The 15288-nt window shown below is 72.1% G+C and carries 14 protein-coding genes; 4 read left to right on the forward strand and 10 right to left on the reverse strand.

Annotated features, from left to right (window positions below; genetic code table 11):
- The first annotated feature begins 40 nt into the window (after positions 1–40).
- A complete protein-coding gene (locus tag AB0I21_RS01800) occupies positions 41–967 on the forward strand; it encodes a DNA-3-methyladenine glycosylase 2 family protein (RefSeq protein ID WP_360558449.1) in 927 nt (308 codons plus the stop codon).
- 852 nt (positions 968–1819) lie between these two features.
- Here AB0I21_RS01800 and AB0I21_RS01805 read toward each other — a convergent pair.
- The 8 genes from AB0I21_RS01805 to AB0I21_RS01840 form a co-directional block, all read right to left on the reverse strand.
- Complete coding sequence (locus AB0I21_RS01805) at positions 1820–2251, reverse strand: GNAT family N-acetyltransferase (RefSeq protein WP_360558299.1); 432 nt, start codon at positions 2249–2251, stop codon at positions 1820–1822.
- Entirely contained in the window at positions 2248–3621 is a 1374-nt protein-coding gene (locus tag AB0I21_RS01810) for an FAD-dependent oxidoreductase (RefSeq protein ID WP_360558300.1), read from the reverse strand. Before AB0I21_RS01810 ends, AB0I21_RS01805 begins: the two co-directional genes overlap by 4 nt.
- Positions 3622–3629: 8 nt before the next feature.
- The gene (locus tag AB0I21_RS01815) at positions 3630–4586 is read right to left on the reverse strand and encodes a hypothetical protein (RefSeq protein ID WP_360558302.1); all 957 of its coding nucleotides are present in this window, start codon (positions 4584–4586) and stop codon (positions 3630–3632) included.
- Positions 4587–4768: 182 nt separating this feature from the next.
- Positions 4769–5233: a GNAT family N-acetyltransferase gene (locus AB0I21_RS01820; protein WP_360558303.1), complete on the reverse strand. Its 465-nt coding sequence runs from the start codon at positions 5231–5233 to the stop codon at positions 4769–4771.
- 5 nt (positions 5234–5238) lie between these two features.
- Entirely contained in the window at positions 5239–6768 is a 1530-nt protein-coding gene (gene dgt, locus AB0I21_RS01825) for a dGTP triphosphohydrolase (protein WP_360558305.1), read from the reverse strand.
- Entirely contained in the window at positions 6765–7667 is a 903-nt protein-coding gene (locus AB0I21_RS01830) for a methyltransferase domain-containing protein (RefSeq protein ID WP_360558307.1), read from the reverse strand. The genes dgt and AB0I21_RS01830 overlap by 4 nt, the downstream gene beginning before the upstream one ends.
- Before the next feature lie 18 nt (positions 7668–7685).
- Complete coding sequence (locus tag AB0I21_RS01835; RefSeq protein WP_360558308.1) at positions 7686–10043, reverse strand: hypothetical protein; 2358 nt, start codon at positions 10041–10043, stop codon at positions 7686–7688.
- A 91-nt stretch (positions 10044–10134) separates the two neighbouring features.
- Entirely contained in the window at positions 10135–10887 is a 753-nt protein-coding gene (locus AB0I21_RS01840) for a TetR/AcrR family transcriptional regulator C-terminal domain-containing protein (RefSeq protein WP_360558309.1), read from the reverse strand.
- A gap of 80 nt (positions 10888–10967) precedes the next feature.
- Here AB0I21_RS01840 and AB0I21_RS01845 point away from each other — a divergent pair, with 80 nt between their 5' ends.
- Both AB0I21_RS01845 and AB0I21_RS01850 read left to right on the forward strand, forming a co-directional pair.
- The gene (locus AB0I21_RS01845) at positions 10968–11921 is read left to right on the forward strand and encodes an ATP-binding cassette domain-containing protein (RefSeq protein WP_344503142.1); all 954 of its coding nucleotides are present in this window, start codon (positions 10968–10970) and stop codon (positions 11919–11921) included.
- Positions 11914–12681 carry an ABC transporter permease gene (locus AB0I21_RS01850; RefSeq protein WP_360558311.1) on the forward strand — a complete coding sequence of 256 codons (768 nt, stop codon included), beginning with the start codon at positions 11914–11916 and terminating at the stop codon, positions 12679–12681. Before AB0I21_RS01845 ends, AB0I21_RS01850 begins: the two co-directional genes overlap by 8 nt.
- Here AB0I21_RS01850 and AB0I21_RS01855 read toward each other — a convergent pair.
- On the reverse strand, positions 12678–13118 hold the full coding sequence (locus AB0I21_RS01855) for a hypothetical protein (protein ID WP_360558313.1): 441 nt from the start codon (positions 13116–13118) through the stop codon (positions 12678–12680). The genes AB0I21_RS01850 and AB0I21_RS01855 overlap by 4 nt on opposite strands.
- Positions 13119–13146: 28 nt before the next feature.
- Positions 13147–13557: a peptide-methionine (R)-S-oxide reductase MsrB gene (msrB, locus tag AB0I21_RS01860; RefSeq protein WP_360558315.1), complete on the reverse strand. Its 411-nt coding sequence runs from the start codon at positions 13555–13557 to the stop codon at positions 13147–13149.
- 154 nt (positions 13558–13711) lie between these two features.
- Between msrB and AB0I21_RS01865 the strand changes: the two genes are divergently transcribed.
- Complete coding sequence (locus AB0I21_RS01865; protein WP_360558316.1) at positions 13712–15265, forward strand: hypothetical protein; 1554 nt, start codon at positions 13712–13714, stop codon at positions 15263–15265.
- The last annotated feature ends 23 nt before the right edge of the window (positions 15266–15288 follow it).

Here is a 15288-nt window from a genome sequence, read left to right on the forward strand (position 1 = left end):
GACGTTCGACTGCCCGCCCCGCTACGACCTGGCGGGGACGCTGCGCGGCCTGTGCCTCATCAACGGCGACCCGACGCTGTCCGTCGGCGCGCGGGAGGGCTGGTTCGCCACCCGTACACCCGACGGCCCGGGCACACTCCAGCTGACGCTCACGGGAACCTCGCCGGCCGCTGGCTCCTCGCCGGCCGCTGGCTCCTCGCCGGCCGCTGGCTCCTCGCCGGCCGCTGGTTCCTCGCTGGTCGCGACCGCCTACGGCCCGGGCGCCGACTGGCTCCTCGACCGTGCCGACGCCGTGGCCGGGTTCCGGGACGACCTCACCGGATTCCTCGACCTCGCCCGGCAGCACCCGCTCCTGTACCGCCTCGCCCGCGAGCACTCGGGCCTGCGCATCGGCGCCACCGGCCGGGTCTTCCACCACCTGGTCCCGGCCGTCCTCGGCCAGAAGGTCACCGGCAAGGAGGCCCGCGACGGCTACGTGCGCCTCCTGCGCCACTTCAGCACCGACCCCGCCCCCGGCCCGCATCCCCGGCTCCGCCTGCCCCCTCCACCCGAGGCGATCGCCGCCGCGCCCTACTGGGTGTTCCACCCCTTCGGCATCGAGCAGAAACGCGCCGACACCCTGCGCCGCGTCGCCGCCGAAGCATCCCGCCTGGAGCGCTGCACCACCGCCGCCGACGCCGTCGCGCGGCTGCTCACCATCCGCGGCATCGGCCCCTGGACCGCCGCCGAGGTCACCCGCGCCGCCTACGGCGACCCCGACGCCGTCTCCGTCGGCGACTACCACATCAAGAACATCGTGGCCTACGCCCTGACCGGCGCGGCCCGCGGCACCGACGAGCACATGCTGGAGCTGCTCGCCCCGTACGCCGGCCACCGCGGCCGCGTCTGCGGCCTGCTGGCCGCCGCCGGCATCACCGCCCCCAAGTTCGGCCCCCGCATGCCCCTCCGCAGCTTCGCCCGCTTCTGACCTGGCTGTGCTTCCGCCCCACCGCTGCCGCGGCGGGTCCCGGCGGGGATGCTCACCCGCGCCGCACTGCCCGCGCTATGGCGCGAGGCAGACCAAGCGCCGCATACGCGCCGCATCCGGTGCCCGCCCTCCGCACCCCTCCCATGATCCGGAAGACTTTGTGTCGTCATAGCAGCAAAAAGTCTTCCGGATCACGAGAAACCGGGGCGGTGACGGCAACCCTCCAGCCGCTGAACCTTGCGGCCCGATCACCCTGGGCAGCCCGCCGACGATCGCTTGGCTCGCGGTGGCGTGCCGGTCAACTCGCAGCACGATCTCAGCCGCACGGCCGCCTTTCGCCCCACTCCCCATGATCCGGAAGAGTGTGTGTCGCCATAGCCACACAAAGTCTTCCGGATCACGAGAAATCCGCCCCACCACGGTCCTGGCGGGCACCCATCGCAGTAGATCGATGACCTCCGATCAGAATTCCGTGATCCGGAAGAGTTGTTGTCGTCATAGCAGCACAAAGTCTTCCGGATCATGAGAAATCGCCTCGGGATGATTCCGCGGAACTGCGCGAGCGTTGCGCTGCTCGGTGCCGGTCGGTGGTGTCGACCACCCGAGGCTCGCCCCGAACATGCAGCGTGGTTGCGGCGCGCGGGGTCGATCGCGGGCACGTCCACTCCGACCCCTTGCACAGACGTTGGCCAATGCCCTGATTGGCGGCTTTTGTTCAGAGGCCGGCCACAGGTGCGCACGCGTTTACCCGATCGCAGCGAAACACGGGCGCCGGCCACCGGATGCGGCGCGCATGCGGCGCTTGGCCTGCCCCGCCGGGCCCCGCCGCGGCAGCGGTGGGGGAATTGCAGCTCAGGTTCGGCGCATGGTGATGTGTTCGATGCCGTCCTCGAGGTAGGGGGTGCCTGTGGCGACGAAGCCGAACCGTTCGTACACGCGGATGGCCGTCGTCTGGGCGTCCAGGACCGCGGGGCGGGGGCCGATCAGGGCTACCGCCTCGGCGAGAAGGCGGGCGGCGAGGCCCTGACCCCGGTGGGTGGCGGCGGTGACCACGCGGCCGATGCGGGCGGTGCCGTCCGGGTCGGTGAGGACGCGCAGGCAGGCGGTGACGGCGCCGGCGGGGTCGGTGAGCCAGATGTGGACGGTGGCGGGTTCGGTGTCGCGGCCGTCCAGCTCGGGGTAGGGGCACGCCTGCTCGACGACGAAGACGTCGCTGCGGAGGCGGAGGATGGCGTACAGGGTGAAGACGTCCAACGAGGCGAAGGGCGCGCTGTGGATGATCACGGCCTGAGCCTAGCCAGCTGCTCGGCGGTCTTGCGGGCGGCGATGAGGACGGGGTCCCAGACCGGGGCGAAGGGCGGGGCGTAGGAGAGGTCCAGGCCGGTCATCTCCTCGACGGTCATGCCGTGCCAGAGGGCGACGGCGAGGGCGTCGATGCGCTTCGCGGCGCCTTCCTGGCCGACGATCTGGGCGCCCAGGAGGCGGCCGGTGGTGCGTTCGGCGATCAGCTTCGTGGTGATGGGGAGGGCCCCGGGGAAGTAGCCGGCGCGGGTGGTCGACTCGGTGACGGCGGAGAACACCTCGAAGCCCGCACCCGAAGCCTCGGCGGTGGTGAGGCCGGTGCGGGCGACCTCGTGCGAGCAGATCTTCGACACGGCGGTGCCGACGACGCCGGGGAAGGTGGCGTAGCCGCCGCCGATGTTGATGCCGGCGGCGCGGCCCTGCTTGTTGGCGTGGGTGCCGAGGGCGATCGCGGTGGGGCGCTGCGAGATCAGGTGGTGCACCTCGACGCAGTCGCCGGCGGCCCAGACGCCCTCCGCGGACGTGCGCTGGCGGCGGTCGACGACGATGCCGCCGGACGCACCGACCGCGATGCCGGCGTCGGCCGCGAGGGCGCTGTTGGGTTTCGTACCGAGGCCGAGAATGACGACGTCGGCCGGCAGCGTCCCGGCGTCGGTGCGGACCGCGGTGACCCGGCCGGCGTCCGACGAGAAGCCCGAGAGGCGGCACGACAGCCGCAGGTCGACGCCGAGGTCGCGCAGCGCGTTCGCGACGAGGCCGGCCATGTCGGGGTCGAGGGTGCGCATGGGCTGGTCGGCGGCGTCGATGAGGGTGACCTCCAGGCCGCGGCGGATCATCGCCTCCGCCATCTCGAGGCCGATGTACCCGGCACCGACGACCACCGCGCGCTTCGGCGCACGGTCGTCCAGGAACGACAGCAGCCGGATGCCGTCCTCCAGCGTCTGCACGCCGTGGATCCCGTCGGCGTCGGCGCCCGGGACGTCGGGGCGGGCCGGCACGCCGCCGGTGGCGATGACGAGCTGGTCGAAGGGTTCGTCGTAGGTGCGCTCCCCCGACCGGACGGTCACGGAGCGGGAGGGCAGCGAGATCCCCACGACCTCGCAGCCGAGGCGCAGGTCGATGTCGAGCTTGCGGAACTCCTCGGGCGTGCGGGCGACCAGGTCGTCCGGTGCGGAGACGTCGCCGGCTACCAGGTACGGGATGCCGCACGCCGAATAGGAGACGTGCTGCCCCTTCTCGAACGCCACGATCCGCAGGTCGGCGGCGGTTCGGCGGCGGCGGGCCTGCGAGGCGGCGCTCATCCCTGCGGCGTCGCCGCCGATGACGACCAGACGTTCCAGCGAAGCGGTCACCAGATCATTTAATCGTGTTTGTCCGGCGCGGGGATCGGCGCGCCGGTGTCGTCCCAGACGTTTCCGGAATTGGCGCTCAGCGTGGTCTGCGTACTGATGAGAATGGGGCAGACGTATCTGGTGTTGCGGCCGAAGCGGTTGTTCACCACGGCGATGCCGGTCATCGGGGTGGGGCCGCCGCCGCGGTGGGCGAAGTTGAGCACGCAGGAGCCGCCGTCGAGCCAGTTGTTCTCGACGCGCACGTCACCGCTGGCGCCGCCCTCCTGCGTGATCTGGAAGGCGGCGTTGGCTTCGGCGCCCGGGTAGAGCACGTTGTGCCGCAACGTGATGCGGCGCTTGCCGCGGGTGTCGACGGCGTCGTTGACGGTCGCGCCCGGGGCGCCGGTGCTGAAGAACGTCAGGTCGTGGATCCAGGAGTCCTGGATGACGACGTCGTTGCCGGCCTTCACGCCGTCGACGGTGCCGTGGATGTTGACCCGGGTCAGGGTCGTGGCGGTGGCCCACACGCCGTCGAGGCACGCGTTGGGGTTGGCCGGGGCGATCTCGACGTCCTCGATGACCGCGCTGCCGACGACCTCGATCACGGCGGCCGAGCAGCGCGCCGCCCCGCCCCGCACGATCGAGTTGCGGATCGTCACGTTCTTCCCGGTGATGCGGACGTACCCGCGGATGTCGGCGTTCGAGATCACGGCGTTGTCGACGGACAGCGTCTGGTCGCCCGTGAGCACGGTCAGCGCCGTGCCGGCGATCACGCCGGTGTTGCCGGCGGAAGGCTTCCCACCGCCCCGCGACACGACCCTCGGCACGGCGGACGGCGACGCGCCGGCCGACACCGACGGTGACGGGGACCGGGACGCCGAGGGCGACGGCGAGGCACCGGAGCCGGGCAGCCCCGCCCGCTCCGCGGAGCGGCGCTCCTCGGGGGTCAGGCCGTCCACGGATGCCCGGCGATCGGGCTGCGTCAACGGATACACCATGATCGCCGTCAGTGTCACCGTCACGACGCCGGCGACCGCGACGCCGATCGGCCCCCAGTGAAAGCGGCGCCAGTCCACGCGTCGCCCAGTCGCCGGAAGATCACTCTCGGTGGTCACTGACCCTTTCTAGTGGTACCAGAGTGACGTTGTCCACCTATTGATGCGCGTGTTTACGGAAGTGTCTTCGACATCTGCCGCGAAGTCGTCTCGAACCCCAACGATTCGTACAGGCGCAGCGCCCCCGGGTTGTGACCGAAGACGTTGAGGCCGACCCGGGTCACGCCGCGGGCGCGCAGTTCCTCCTCGGCGGCGAGCATCAGCGCCCGGCCGTGGCCGCGGCGGCGGTGCGCCTCCTCGACGGAGATCTCGTAGATCCACGCCTGCGCCCGGTCGGGCGTCGGCAGCCCGATCCACAGGTGCCCGACCACGTCGCCGTCCACCACGCCCGCGTAGAGCAGGTGCCCCTCGGTGGCGAGGCCGTCGGGCAGCCACGTCGCGAACTGCCGCTCGATCCGCGCCTCAACCTCGGCCGGGGAGCCGCGCCCCGCCTGCACCTCGTCGAGCGCATAGGCCGCCTTCAGCGCGGCGATGAAGGACGTGAACTCGGACGGGGTGAGCGGGCGCAGCGTGAGCATGGCGCTCACAATACGAAGGCGTCCGTCCACAGCTGCCGCGACCGCCCGGACAGCGCGTCGAGCAGCCCGACCGCCTGCCCGTCGGTGAGCGCCGCCACGAAGTCGACGATCGCCCGGCCACGGGCCATCGCCATCCGGTCCAGGTCTCCCGAGGCGAGACCGTAGTCGGCCGCGGTCAGGTCGCGGACCTCCGCGTACGCCATGTCGACCAGGTCGTGCAGCCGCCGCGGCAGCCGCGCCGCCTCGTCGGGGTCGACCAGCCACGCGTGCAGCGCCTCGACGAGCGCGCTCAGCAGCCGGGCCTGCCCCCGCTGGTGCAGCGCCAGGTCGGGCCGCTCCAGGACGAACCGGTGGTGCACGAACTTCAGCACCTGCACCTCGTGCCACTGCGCGGTGCCGAGCGCGACGTGCCCGGCGCGCATCGGCGGATCCGGGAGCACGTTGATGGCGTCGATGAGCCGCCGCGTCCAGCTGGCCGAGAAGCGCGCGACGCCCTGCTCCGCCTCGATCGAGCCGTCGAACGGCGCCGCGAGCAGCCCGTCGACGAGCTCGTGCCGCACGTGCTCGACGGCCGCCCAGAACGCGTCGTCGTCGCTGATCCAGCCGTCCTTGCGGAACAGGTCGCGGCGCAGCAGCTCCACCGAGTGCCCCGGCCGGCGGGCGGAGGCACGGAGCTCGGCGAGGCTGAGGTCGGACGAGCGCAGCGCGGTCGCGTCGCGCTGCCACGCCATCAGCTCGGTGGCGACGGCGCCCTGCTGCAGGACCCCGACCCGGTGGAAGTCCTCGAGGTCGTGGATGGCGTAGGCGATGTCGTCGGCGGTGTCCATCACGGACGCCTCCGCGGTCTGCTGCCACTGCGCGAGCAGCCCGTCGAACGGCGCGCGGGCCTGGCGCAGGTCGGCGAGCTCGGTCACGTAGGCGCCGAACTTCATCGACCCGGCCGAGGGGTCCTCCGGGTCCACCCCGGCACCACGAGGCGTCGGACGCATCAGGTGTACGTGTGGCGAAGGGTAGGTCCGCCGGGTCCACGGGTACTTCGCCATGGCCGCCCGGACCGCGGCGGTGAGGTCCAGCCCGACGGTCGAGCCGCTGATCTCGGTGCTCGTGACGATGCGGTACGACTGCGCGTTGCCCTCGAACCCGTCCGGCAGCCCGAGCCGCTGCCGGGCGAGCCGGTCCAGGACCCGTTCCCCGAGGTGCCCGAACGGCGGGTGCCCGAGGTCGTGCGCGAGCGCCGCCGCCTCCACGACGTCGGCGTCGCAGCCGCCGAGCTTGTCCAGCAGCGGCTGCGCTCCGCACTGGGGCGAGCACAGCCGCTCCACGATGCCGCGGGCGACGCTCGCGACCTTGAGGCTGTGGGTGAGCCGGTTGTGCACCAGCAGCCCCGACCCGCCCGGGCTGATCACCTGGGTGACGCCGCCGAGGCGGGCGAAGAACGGGGACGCGACGATCCGGTCCCGGTCCGCACGGAACGGGTTGCCGGTCAGGTCCCCGGAGGAGGGGCCCCGGCCGCCGAAAAGTCGCGACTCCCTCATGCCGGTTTGCGGACCTCGATGACGAAGCCGCTCGCGGTCACCGCGGCCGCCGGGTGGTGCGCCAGCAGCAGGTCGAGGAGCTTCAGGGGGGACAGGATCCAGGTGAGGGGCAGGATCGCCCGGTACAGCCGCATGCTGCCGAACGACAGCAGCATCGCCAGCCACTCCTGCAGCGTCCACAGCATGCCGGACGTCGGGCCGGCGCCGACCTTGACGCTGAGGACCTCGAACTGCGGGAACTGCTCGCGCAGCCCGACCTCGGTGTAGCGCTGGAAGTCGTACGGCGAGGCGTGGAACGGCTGCATGAACGGCACGAACACGAGCATCCGGCCGCCGGGGCGCAGCACGCGGTGCATCTCGGCGATGTGCGCCGCCGGGTCGGGCACGTGCTCCAGGACGGCGATGCTGATCCCGCCGGCGAGGCTGCCCTCGGCCAGCGGCAGGCGCCGCAGGTCGGTGACGATGTCGACGTTGGGGTAGGTGCCGCCGTCCATGCAGATGACCCGCTGGTCGCGGCGGTGCGTGCCGCAGCCGAAGTCGGCGACGAGGTCGTGCTCCAGGTTGAAGCTGCGCAGGAACGGCATGATCAGGTTGCGGTCCATGACCGGCGACAGCACCTTGATCGCCGTCGGGTACACCTTGTTGAACCGCTTCTTGACGTGCTCCTTGATCCGGTTCAGCGCGTCGGCGGTGAGCTCCTCGGAGTCGAACCCGCCGAACTTCAGCTGACCACTGCCGTTTTTCCAGAGGCGCTTGCCCGTGTGACCGCAGGCCGCGCAGGCGACGATCTCGCCGCCGTCGAGCTGTAACGGTGCGTGACAGGCGGGGCAGGCCAGCACCTGTGCCAGGCGGGCCTGGCGGCCCGCGGAGGTCGGCTCCATCGCGGGGGCGTCAGTCACAGTGTCGTTCATCATCCCTCAGCGGATCTCGTAGACAGCGATCTTCCCTGCACGGTGCCTGAGCTGCGCGAACTCACCAAGCGACGGCGAGGCTGAGACTGCGGAGGGGTCCGAGGCCTCGAGGACGAACAGCCACCGCACACCATACTGGTCGCGCAGCTTGTCGATCGTCGCCGCCGACGGCGAAATGAACGCCGCGTCATTGTCGGAGAGCAGCTGCTGGTTCCAGTACGGCACGACCACGTCGTTCACACCGATCTCGGCGGCCACCTCATGGGCACGGCTCGTGAATCCCCAGCCTTCGATCAGGAAGCGGCGCTCACTGTACGCCGCGAAGGCGAAATGCCGGTTGTCGCACTGGGTCGGGTTCTCGCCGGCGAGGACGAAGCAGTGCGCGTTCGTGGCGACCAGGTCGTCGGGGGCGGAGTGGTCACGCAGCCATCGCCCGGCCTGCATCGTGCCCGCCGGGATGAACTGCTGGTACTGGTTGATGTCGCGCCAGCCGGTGTCCTCGGCCTGGCGGGTCGTCTCGTGCAGGTGCAGCGGCGTCGTGACCAGGCAGGCGCCGGCCAGCAGGCTGACGACGACGGTGCCCTTGGCCGGGAAGGACGACCGGATCACGAGCAGCACGGCGATGCCGAGCAGCCCGAACACCGCCGCATATGGCCAGACGAGGTAGAACGCGCTCTTGGCGGAGCTGCCGGCGCGGGCCGCCGTGGGGACCCACGTCTGGCCGAGCTGGTGGATCACGATCAGGCTCGCGGCGCCGACGGCGATCGCGCCGTACACCCAGGTCAGCATCCGCCGGGTGGGCACGCCGGACGGCGTGATCATCGCCAGGCCGACCACCGCCGCGAGCGACAGGTACGGGCGGCCGGAGACCATGAACCACCCCTCGGCGCCGCCCTCGTGCCCGAAGACGAACAGCGCGCCGATGCCGGACAGGCCGATCCCGAGCACCAGGACGACCGGCTCGGCTGGAATCTGCAGGTCGGGGCGGCGCCGCCACACGAACCGCGTCAGCCCGACCAGGCCCGGCCAGATGCAGGCCCAGCAGGCGACCGTGATCGCCGCGACCAGCAGCAGCCGCAGCAGCCCGGCCTGGCCAGGCACCGCGAACTTGGCCGTGAAGGGCGCGCCGGAGATCTGGGCGAAGTGCAGCGGGTCGATCGCCAGGCCCTGCGCCGCCCCGCCGAACAGGACGAACTGCGCGAACAGCAGCGCGAGGAACGCGACGCCCGCGACGATCAGCGCGGGCGGGCGGACCTGGCGACGGACCAGCAGGCGCACCGCGATGACCAGGAGCACGCCGGCGAGCAGCATGGGCAGGAACGTCGCCTTGCCGCCGGTGATCGCCGCCATCAGCAGGACCACCAGCAGCCAGCGCTTCCGGTTGCGCTCCGTGAGCACGTCCACCAGCACGAGCACGAGCGCGGCGAACAGAATCGCGCCGAACGTCTGTGTCGGGCTCGTCCACAGCTGGGCGCGCAGCGACGAGCCGTCCTCGTAGACGTTGGTGCCGTAGGCGGAGAACCATGTGTTCAGCGGCCACTGGTACGGCGTCGGGGTGAGCACGAAGAAGGTGACGACCACGGCGGCCGCCCCGCACCACCACTGGCCGGTGAGCTTCTTGCCGAGGACGGCCATCAACACCAGCAGCCCGAGGATCATCGGCAGCGGCGACAGGCGCAGCAGCAGGACCTCCGGCTCGATCCCGGTGATCCAGGAGGTGGAGGCCATCTCGGCGTAGACGAACCAGTGGTAGAGCACCGGCTGCTCCGGCAGCCACGGCGAGGCGAGCGGCATGTGGTGCTTGGCGTCACCGAGCAGCGCCAGGTGGAACGGGGAGTCGATGTCGGGGCTCAGCGAGCCGGGCTCGACCAGACCGTGCGTGCGGAAGAACCGGATGATGCTCCAGTAGAAGAGCACCAGCCCGCCGCCCGACAGGATCGCCGAGAACCAGAACGGCGTCTTCTCATCGGCGCGGTCGGTGCCACGCCAGTAGCGCCGCAGTTTCGGCACGAGCAGGAAGACCGCGATCGTCGCGACCGGCCATGCGGCCGTCAGCAGGGGCACGCCGATCCACCTGGCGGCGATGTAGGTCATCACCTCGCACGAGTAGCCGACGGCGAGACCCGCCGCGACGTCTTCGACGAGCCAGCCGGACCGGCCGCGGACCGCCCGCCAGAGCAGCATGCCCGGCAGCGCGATCCCGAGCGCGACGTAGCCGGCGAAGATCGCCGTCGTCCAGACCGGGACCCCGTAGAACCGCAGTCCGATGATGATGAGAACACCGAGCGTGACCGGCGGCACCCAGGCGGGCGGCCTTCGCCGGGCGCGGGCTGGCGAAGGTGTCGCCGACGTCGGCTGTTCCACGGTTACCGCCACATGCTCCGCCGTTCTCCCGAGATGACCGTCGCACATTATCAACGCTGACAGGGAGCACCCGTTTCGCGGCATCCTGCGGTCAGCAGGTGTCCCCGGCGCACCTTCGGTCGATCAGGGTCTGGATGCCGTCCATGACGCGCGCCAGGCCGAACTCGAAGTCGGTGTCCGGCGTCTCGTCGGGCACGTCGAGTATGCCGGTCGCGAGAAGCCTGCCGATCGCGGGGAACCGCTGGGGGTCGGCCAGCCTGCCGAGCAGCTGGCCATAGGTCAGCATCGCCTCGTCGGCGGTCGTCCCCGACGCCTGCGCCGCCGCGGTGATGTCGGCGGTCAGCACTGCCCAGTTCCGGGTGATGCCACTCACGGTCATGATCGTGGAGAGCTTCTCGTGCTCCTCGAGGGGCGTCCCCGCCAGCACCGCGAGGCCGTGGTCCATCCAGGCGACGTGGTTGGGCGTCAGCGGCGGCGAGGTGATCGGCACCCGCACCATCCACGGCTGGCGCCGCAGGATCGCCAGGTGCGTGCGGGCGAAGCGCAGCATCCCCTCCCGCCAGCCCTCGCCCGGCGGCAGCGGCGGCGGGTGGCCGACCGCGGCGTCGACCATCAGGTCGAGCAGCTCGTTCTTCGCGGCGACGTAGCGGTACAGCGACATCGTGGCCGCGCCGAGCTCGGCCGCCACCCGGCTCATCGACACCGCGCCGAGGCCCTCCGCCGCGGCCACCTGCACGCCCGCGGCGACGATCCGATCCAGCGTCAGCCCGGGTCGCGGCCCCTTGCCGGGCCGGGCACGCAGGCCCCAGGCGACGGCCAGGTTCGAGGGCAGTTCCTTCTCCATTGACTCAGATCCTACTTCTGCGTATAACTTACGCAGTAGTGCGTACGACATACGCAGTAAACAATCTTGGAGCGTGCCCCATGACCCTCGCCGTCGAGGCGACCGGCCTCACGAAGTCGTACGGCAGGCTCGACGTCCTCACCGGCGTCGACCTGGCGGTGCCGGCCGGCACCGTGTTCTCCCTGCTCGGACCCAACGGCGCCGGCAAGACCACCACGGTGCGCATCCTCGCCACGCTCCTGCGCCCCGACGGCGGCCGGTGCCGCGTCGCCGGCTACGACGTGGTCCGCCAGCGCCGGCAGGTCCGCGCAGCGGTCAGCCTCACCGGGCAGTACGCGGCGGTCGACGAGCTGCAGACCGGCGCCGAGAACCTCCGCATGATGGGCAGGCTCAGCGGCCTCACCGCCGCCGCGGCCAGGAAGCGCGCCGGCGAGCTCCTCGAGCGCTTCGACCTGACCGCCGCCGCCGACCGGCGCGCCGGCACCTACTCCGGCGGCATGCGGCGCCGGCTCGACCTCGCCGCCGGCCTCGTCGGCACCCCGTCGGTGATCTTCCTCGACGAGCCGACCACCGGCCTGGACCTCACCAGCCGGCAGGCGATGTGGCAGGTGATCGCCGGCCTGGTCAGCACCGGCGTCACCGTCTTCCTCACCACGCAGTACCTGGAGGAGGCCGACCAGCTCGCCGACCGCATCGCCGTCGTCGACCACGGCCGGGTCGTCGCCTCAGGCACCCCGGCCGAGCTGAAGGCGCGCTTCGGCGACCAGCGCCTCGACCTGGAGATGGCGTCGCGCTCGTCCTGGGACACGGCGCTGGCCCACTTCGGCGCCCGGGTGGTGCAGCACGACGCCGGCCGTCTCACCGTCGGCGTCACCACCGACGGCAGCGCCGCACACGTCCGCGCCGTCCTGGACGAGATCGACCCCCACGGTGCCGACGTGCTCCGGTTCTCGCTGCACAGCGCCACGCTCGACGACGTCTTCCTCGCCCTCACCTCTGCGTCCGCGTCAGTGAAGGAGCCCGCCAATGTCTAGCCTCGCCACCGCCCCCGTCCAGTGGCTGACCATGGGGGGCAGGTCGCTGCGCCTCGGCCGCCGCAACGTCGAGGCGCTCATCATGTCGCTGGTGCTGCCGGTGATGCTGATGGTCGTCTTCGTCTACCTGTTCGGCGGCGCCATCGACACCGGCACCGCCTACGTCACCTACGTCGTGCCCGGCGTCATGCTGCTCTGCGTCACGTTCGGCTCCGCCATGACCGCGGGCTCCGTCGCCAGCGACATGACTGGCGGCATCATCGACCGCCTCCGCTCCCTCGACGTCGGCGGCCCGGCCGTCCTCGCCGGCCACGTCGCCGCCAGCCTCGCCCGCAACGTGTTCTCCAGCGCGCTGGTCTTCGGCGTCGCGTTCGCGATCGGGTTCCGCCCGCACGCCTCCGCAGCGCAGTGGCTCGCCGCTCTCGGCGTGCTCGTGCTCACCATCGCCGCCGTGTCATGGCTGGCGGCGGCGCTCGGACTGCTCGCGTCCTCCCCCGAGGCGGCCGGCGGTTACACGTTCGGGATCACGTTCCTCCCGTACGCCAGCAGCGCCTTCGTCCCGATCGACACCATGCCGTCGTGGCTGCGCGGCTTCGCCGGCAACCAGCCCGTCACGCCGATCACCGAGAGCCTGCGCGGCCTGCTGCTCGACCAGCCGGTCGGCTCCGCCCCGTGGAAGGCGGCAGCCTGGTGCGTGGCCATCATGGTCGTGTCGATGACCGCGGCGGCCCTGCTCTTCCGCTCGAAGACCCGTGCCTAGCGGTTCATCCGGCAGTCGTGGGCGTCCTGAGCGTCGTCGACCTGAATCTCCAGATGCTCGAACTCGTCGGCGCGCTCGGCCTTGAGCTGGACGGCTCCGTGCGCTCCGAACTCCAGGAAGACCCGCTGGTCGTTGTGCTCGTCCTTCGCGACGACGGACCAGTTGCCGTCGCCGGTCAACGGCGGGACGTCCCCGTCGTCGTCCAGGACGAGACCCTCCGCGTGGTAGGTGCCGTCGTCACGGATGCTGACCTTGCCGCCGCACTCGCTCGTCCACACCCCGACCACCTGGTCCTGGGTGAACTGCGGGCGGCCCTTCTCGGGCAGGACGTCGTCGACCGAGGACGGGATGGCGTCGCAGCAGTTCAGGCAGCCGAGCAGCAGCGGCAGGGCCAGGACCGCCATGATCACCCTGGCCCACGTCGATCTTCGGGGCACGCGGTGATCATGGCAGATCGGCAAATGTCTAGCTAGAGGCCGGATCCAGCCTGATCGAGAGGCTGTTGACGCAGTGACGGGTGTCCTTGTCCGTCATGCGCTCGCCGCGGAAGACGTGGCCCAGGTGGGAGTCGCACCTGGCGCAGCGGATCTCGGTGCGGACCATGCCCAGGCTGTGGTCCTCGATCTCCTTCACGGTGCCCGGGATGGCGTCGTCGAAGCTCGGCCAGCCGCAGTGCGAGTCGAACTTGGACGAGCTCTCGAAGAGCTGGGCGCCGCACGCCCGGCAGTTGTAGACACCGGCGGTCTTGGTGCTGACGTACTCGCCGGTCCAGGGTGCCTCGGTGCCCGCGCGGCGCAGGACCCGGAACTCCTCCGGGGACAGCCGCACGCGCCATTCGGCGTCGGTGGTGGGCAGGTCGACAAGTGGCTCGGTCATGCCTCAACGGTAGGCGGCCCCGCGCCGGACGACCATTACGGCCCGAGAACGTGACGCCCCTGGCCCGCGACGTCTCCGCCCCCACCTCGTTGGACCGACGAAAGCCACGATTCGGACTTTTGTTGCACAGCGGGCGAGTGGACGGGACAGGACGATGAGGTTGCTCTACAAGGCGGTCGCGGTCGGCGCGGCGGGCGCGGCGGGCATCACGCCGCTGGCCACCGCGGCGCACGCCGCGTCCTCGGCCACCGAGATGCGCGTCGACGGCTGCGGCACGTCGTGGAGCGGCACCCTCGAGCTGTGCGGCGAGACCTCCCACCCGGGCGGCGGTCCCGCCGGCTACGGCCCGGACGACACCCGCGACTGGCGGTACGACGCCCCCACCCACGCCGGCACCGGCGGCCCCCTCTACGCCGGCCACTCCACCGGCGGCGATGACGACGGCCCCGGCTGCGGCTGCAACCACGGCAACGGCAACGGCGGCCACGGTCAGGCCGGCTCGGCCGGCGGCTACAGCAACAGCAGCCACGGCCAGGGCGGACACAGCTCCGACAACGGCTACGGCAACGGCAGCTCGGCCGGCGGCCACGGACACGGCGGCCACGGCCAGGGCGGGCACAGCTCCGGCAACGGCGGCTCGGCCGGCGGCGGCTACGGACACGGGGGCCACAGTCAGGCCGGCTCGGCCAGCGGCGGCTACGGCAACAGCAGCTCGGCCGGCGGCCACGGACACGGCTGCCACGGCCCCGGCGGGCACAGCTCCGGCAACAGCAGCTCGGCCGGCGGCGGCTACGGACACGGCGGCCACGGTCAGGGCGGCGGGCACCCCGGCAACGGCGGGCATGGCTCCGGCAACGGCGGGCACAGTTCCGGCGGCGGTTACGGCAACGGCAGCGGTGGCTCGACCAACGGCGGCGGCCACGGCCACGCCGGGCACGGTGGCGGCAACGGCAACGGCGGGGGCAATGCCGGTCACGGCGGCGGGCATCACGGCGGCGGCAATGGCAACGGGAACGGCGGCCAGGGCAACGGCGGCGGTGGGTACGGCGGCGGACCCGGTGGCCCGCACAACGGCGGCGGCAACGGGACCGGATCGGGCGGGCCAAGCACGCCCGGCGGTGGCGGCAACGGCAACGGTGGCGGTGGCGGCAATGGCAACGGTGGCAACACGCCTGGCGGTGGCGGCGGCACGCCCGGCGGTGGCGGTGGCACGCCCGGCGGTGGCGGCACGCCCGGCGGTGGCGGCACGCCCGGCGGTGGCGGTGGCACGCCCGGCGGCGGTGGCACGCCCGGCGGCGGTGGCACGCCCGGCGGCGGGACGACCCCCGGCGGGGCGACGCCCGGTGGTGGCGGGGGCAACGCCAACGGCGGCACGACCCCGGGCGGCGGGGGTGGCAACGCCAACGGTGGCACCACGCCCGGCGGCACCGGATCGGGCAGCGGCAGTGCCGCGGGCTCGGGTACGGGCACGTCCGCCGGCACGCTGCCGGTGACCGGCACGTCGTCGATGATGACGACGATCGGGTTCGCGTTCATCATCGGCGGGGCCGGCATCCTGTACTTCACCAGGCTGGGCGACCGGGGCGAGGACACCGCCCAGGAGCAGGAGCCGACGCGCAGGACGCCGGCGAACCGCGGCCGCGCGGGCCGGGCACCGGCGCCGATGCCGCGGCGCAGGCCCAGCCCTCAGACGACCCGCAGGCCGTGACCGCGAGGCTACCCGCACGACAG

The organism is Dactylosporangium sp. NPDC050588 (assembly GCF_040654975.1).
Taxonomy (GTDB): Bacteria; Actinomycetota; Actinomycetes; order Mycobacteriales; family Micromonosporaceae; genus Dactylosporangium; species Dactylosporangium maewongense.

What these genes read in the sequence shown, in the direction of transcription:
- AB0I21_RS01820 (WP_360558303.1), bottom strand. Translation starts at nt 5,233, where the DNA reads ATGCTCACGCTGCGCCCGCTCACCCCGTCCGAGTTCACGTCCTTCATC.
- dgt (WP_360558305.1), bottom strand. Translation starts at nt 6,768, where the DNA reads ATGAGGGAGTCGCGACTTTTCGGCGGCCGGGGCCCCTCCTCCGGGGAC.
- AB0I21_RS01840 (WP_360558309.1), bottom strand. Translation starts at nt 10,887, where the DNA reads ATGGAGAAGGAACTGCCCTCGAACCTGGCCGTCGCCTGGGGCCTGCGT.
- AB0I21_RS01845 (WP_344503142.1), top strand. Translation starts at nt 10,968, where the DNA reads ATGACCCTCGCCGTCGAGGCGACCGGCCTCACGAAGTCGTACGGCAGG.
- AB0I21_RS01850 (WP_360558311.1), top strand. Translation starts at nt 11,914, where the DNA reads ATGTCTAGCCTCGCCACCGCCCCCGTCCAGTGGCTGACCATGGGGGGC.
- msrB (WP_360558315.1), bottom strand. Translation starts at nt 13,557, where the DNA reads ATGACCGAGCCACTTGTCGACCTGCCCACCACCGACGCCGAATGGCGC.
- AB0I21_RS01865 (WP_360558316.1), top strand. Translation starts at nt 13,712, where the DNA reads ATGAGGTTGCTCTACAAGGCGGTCGCGGTCGGCGCGGCGGGCGCGGCG.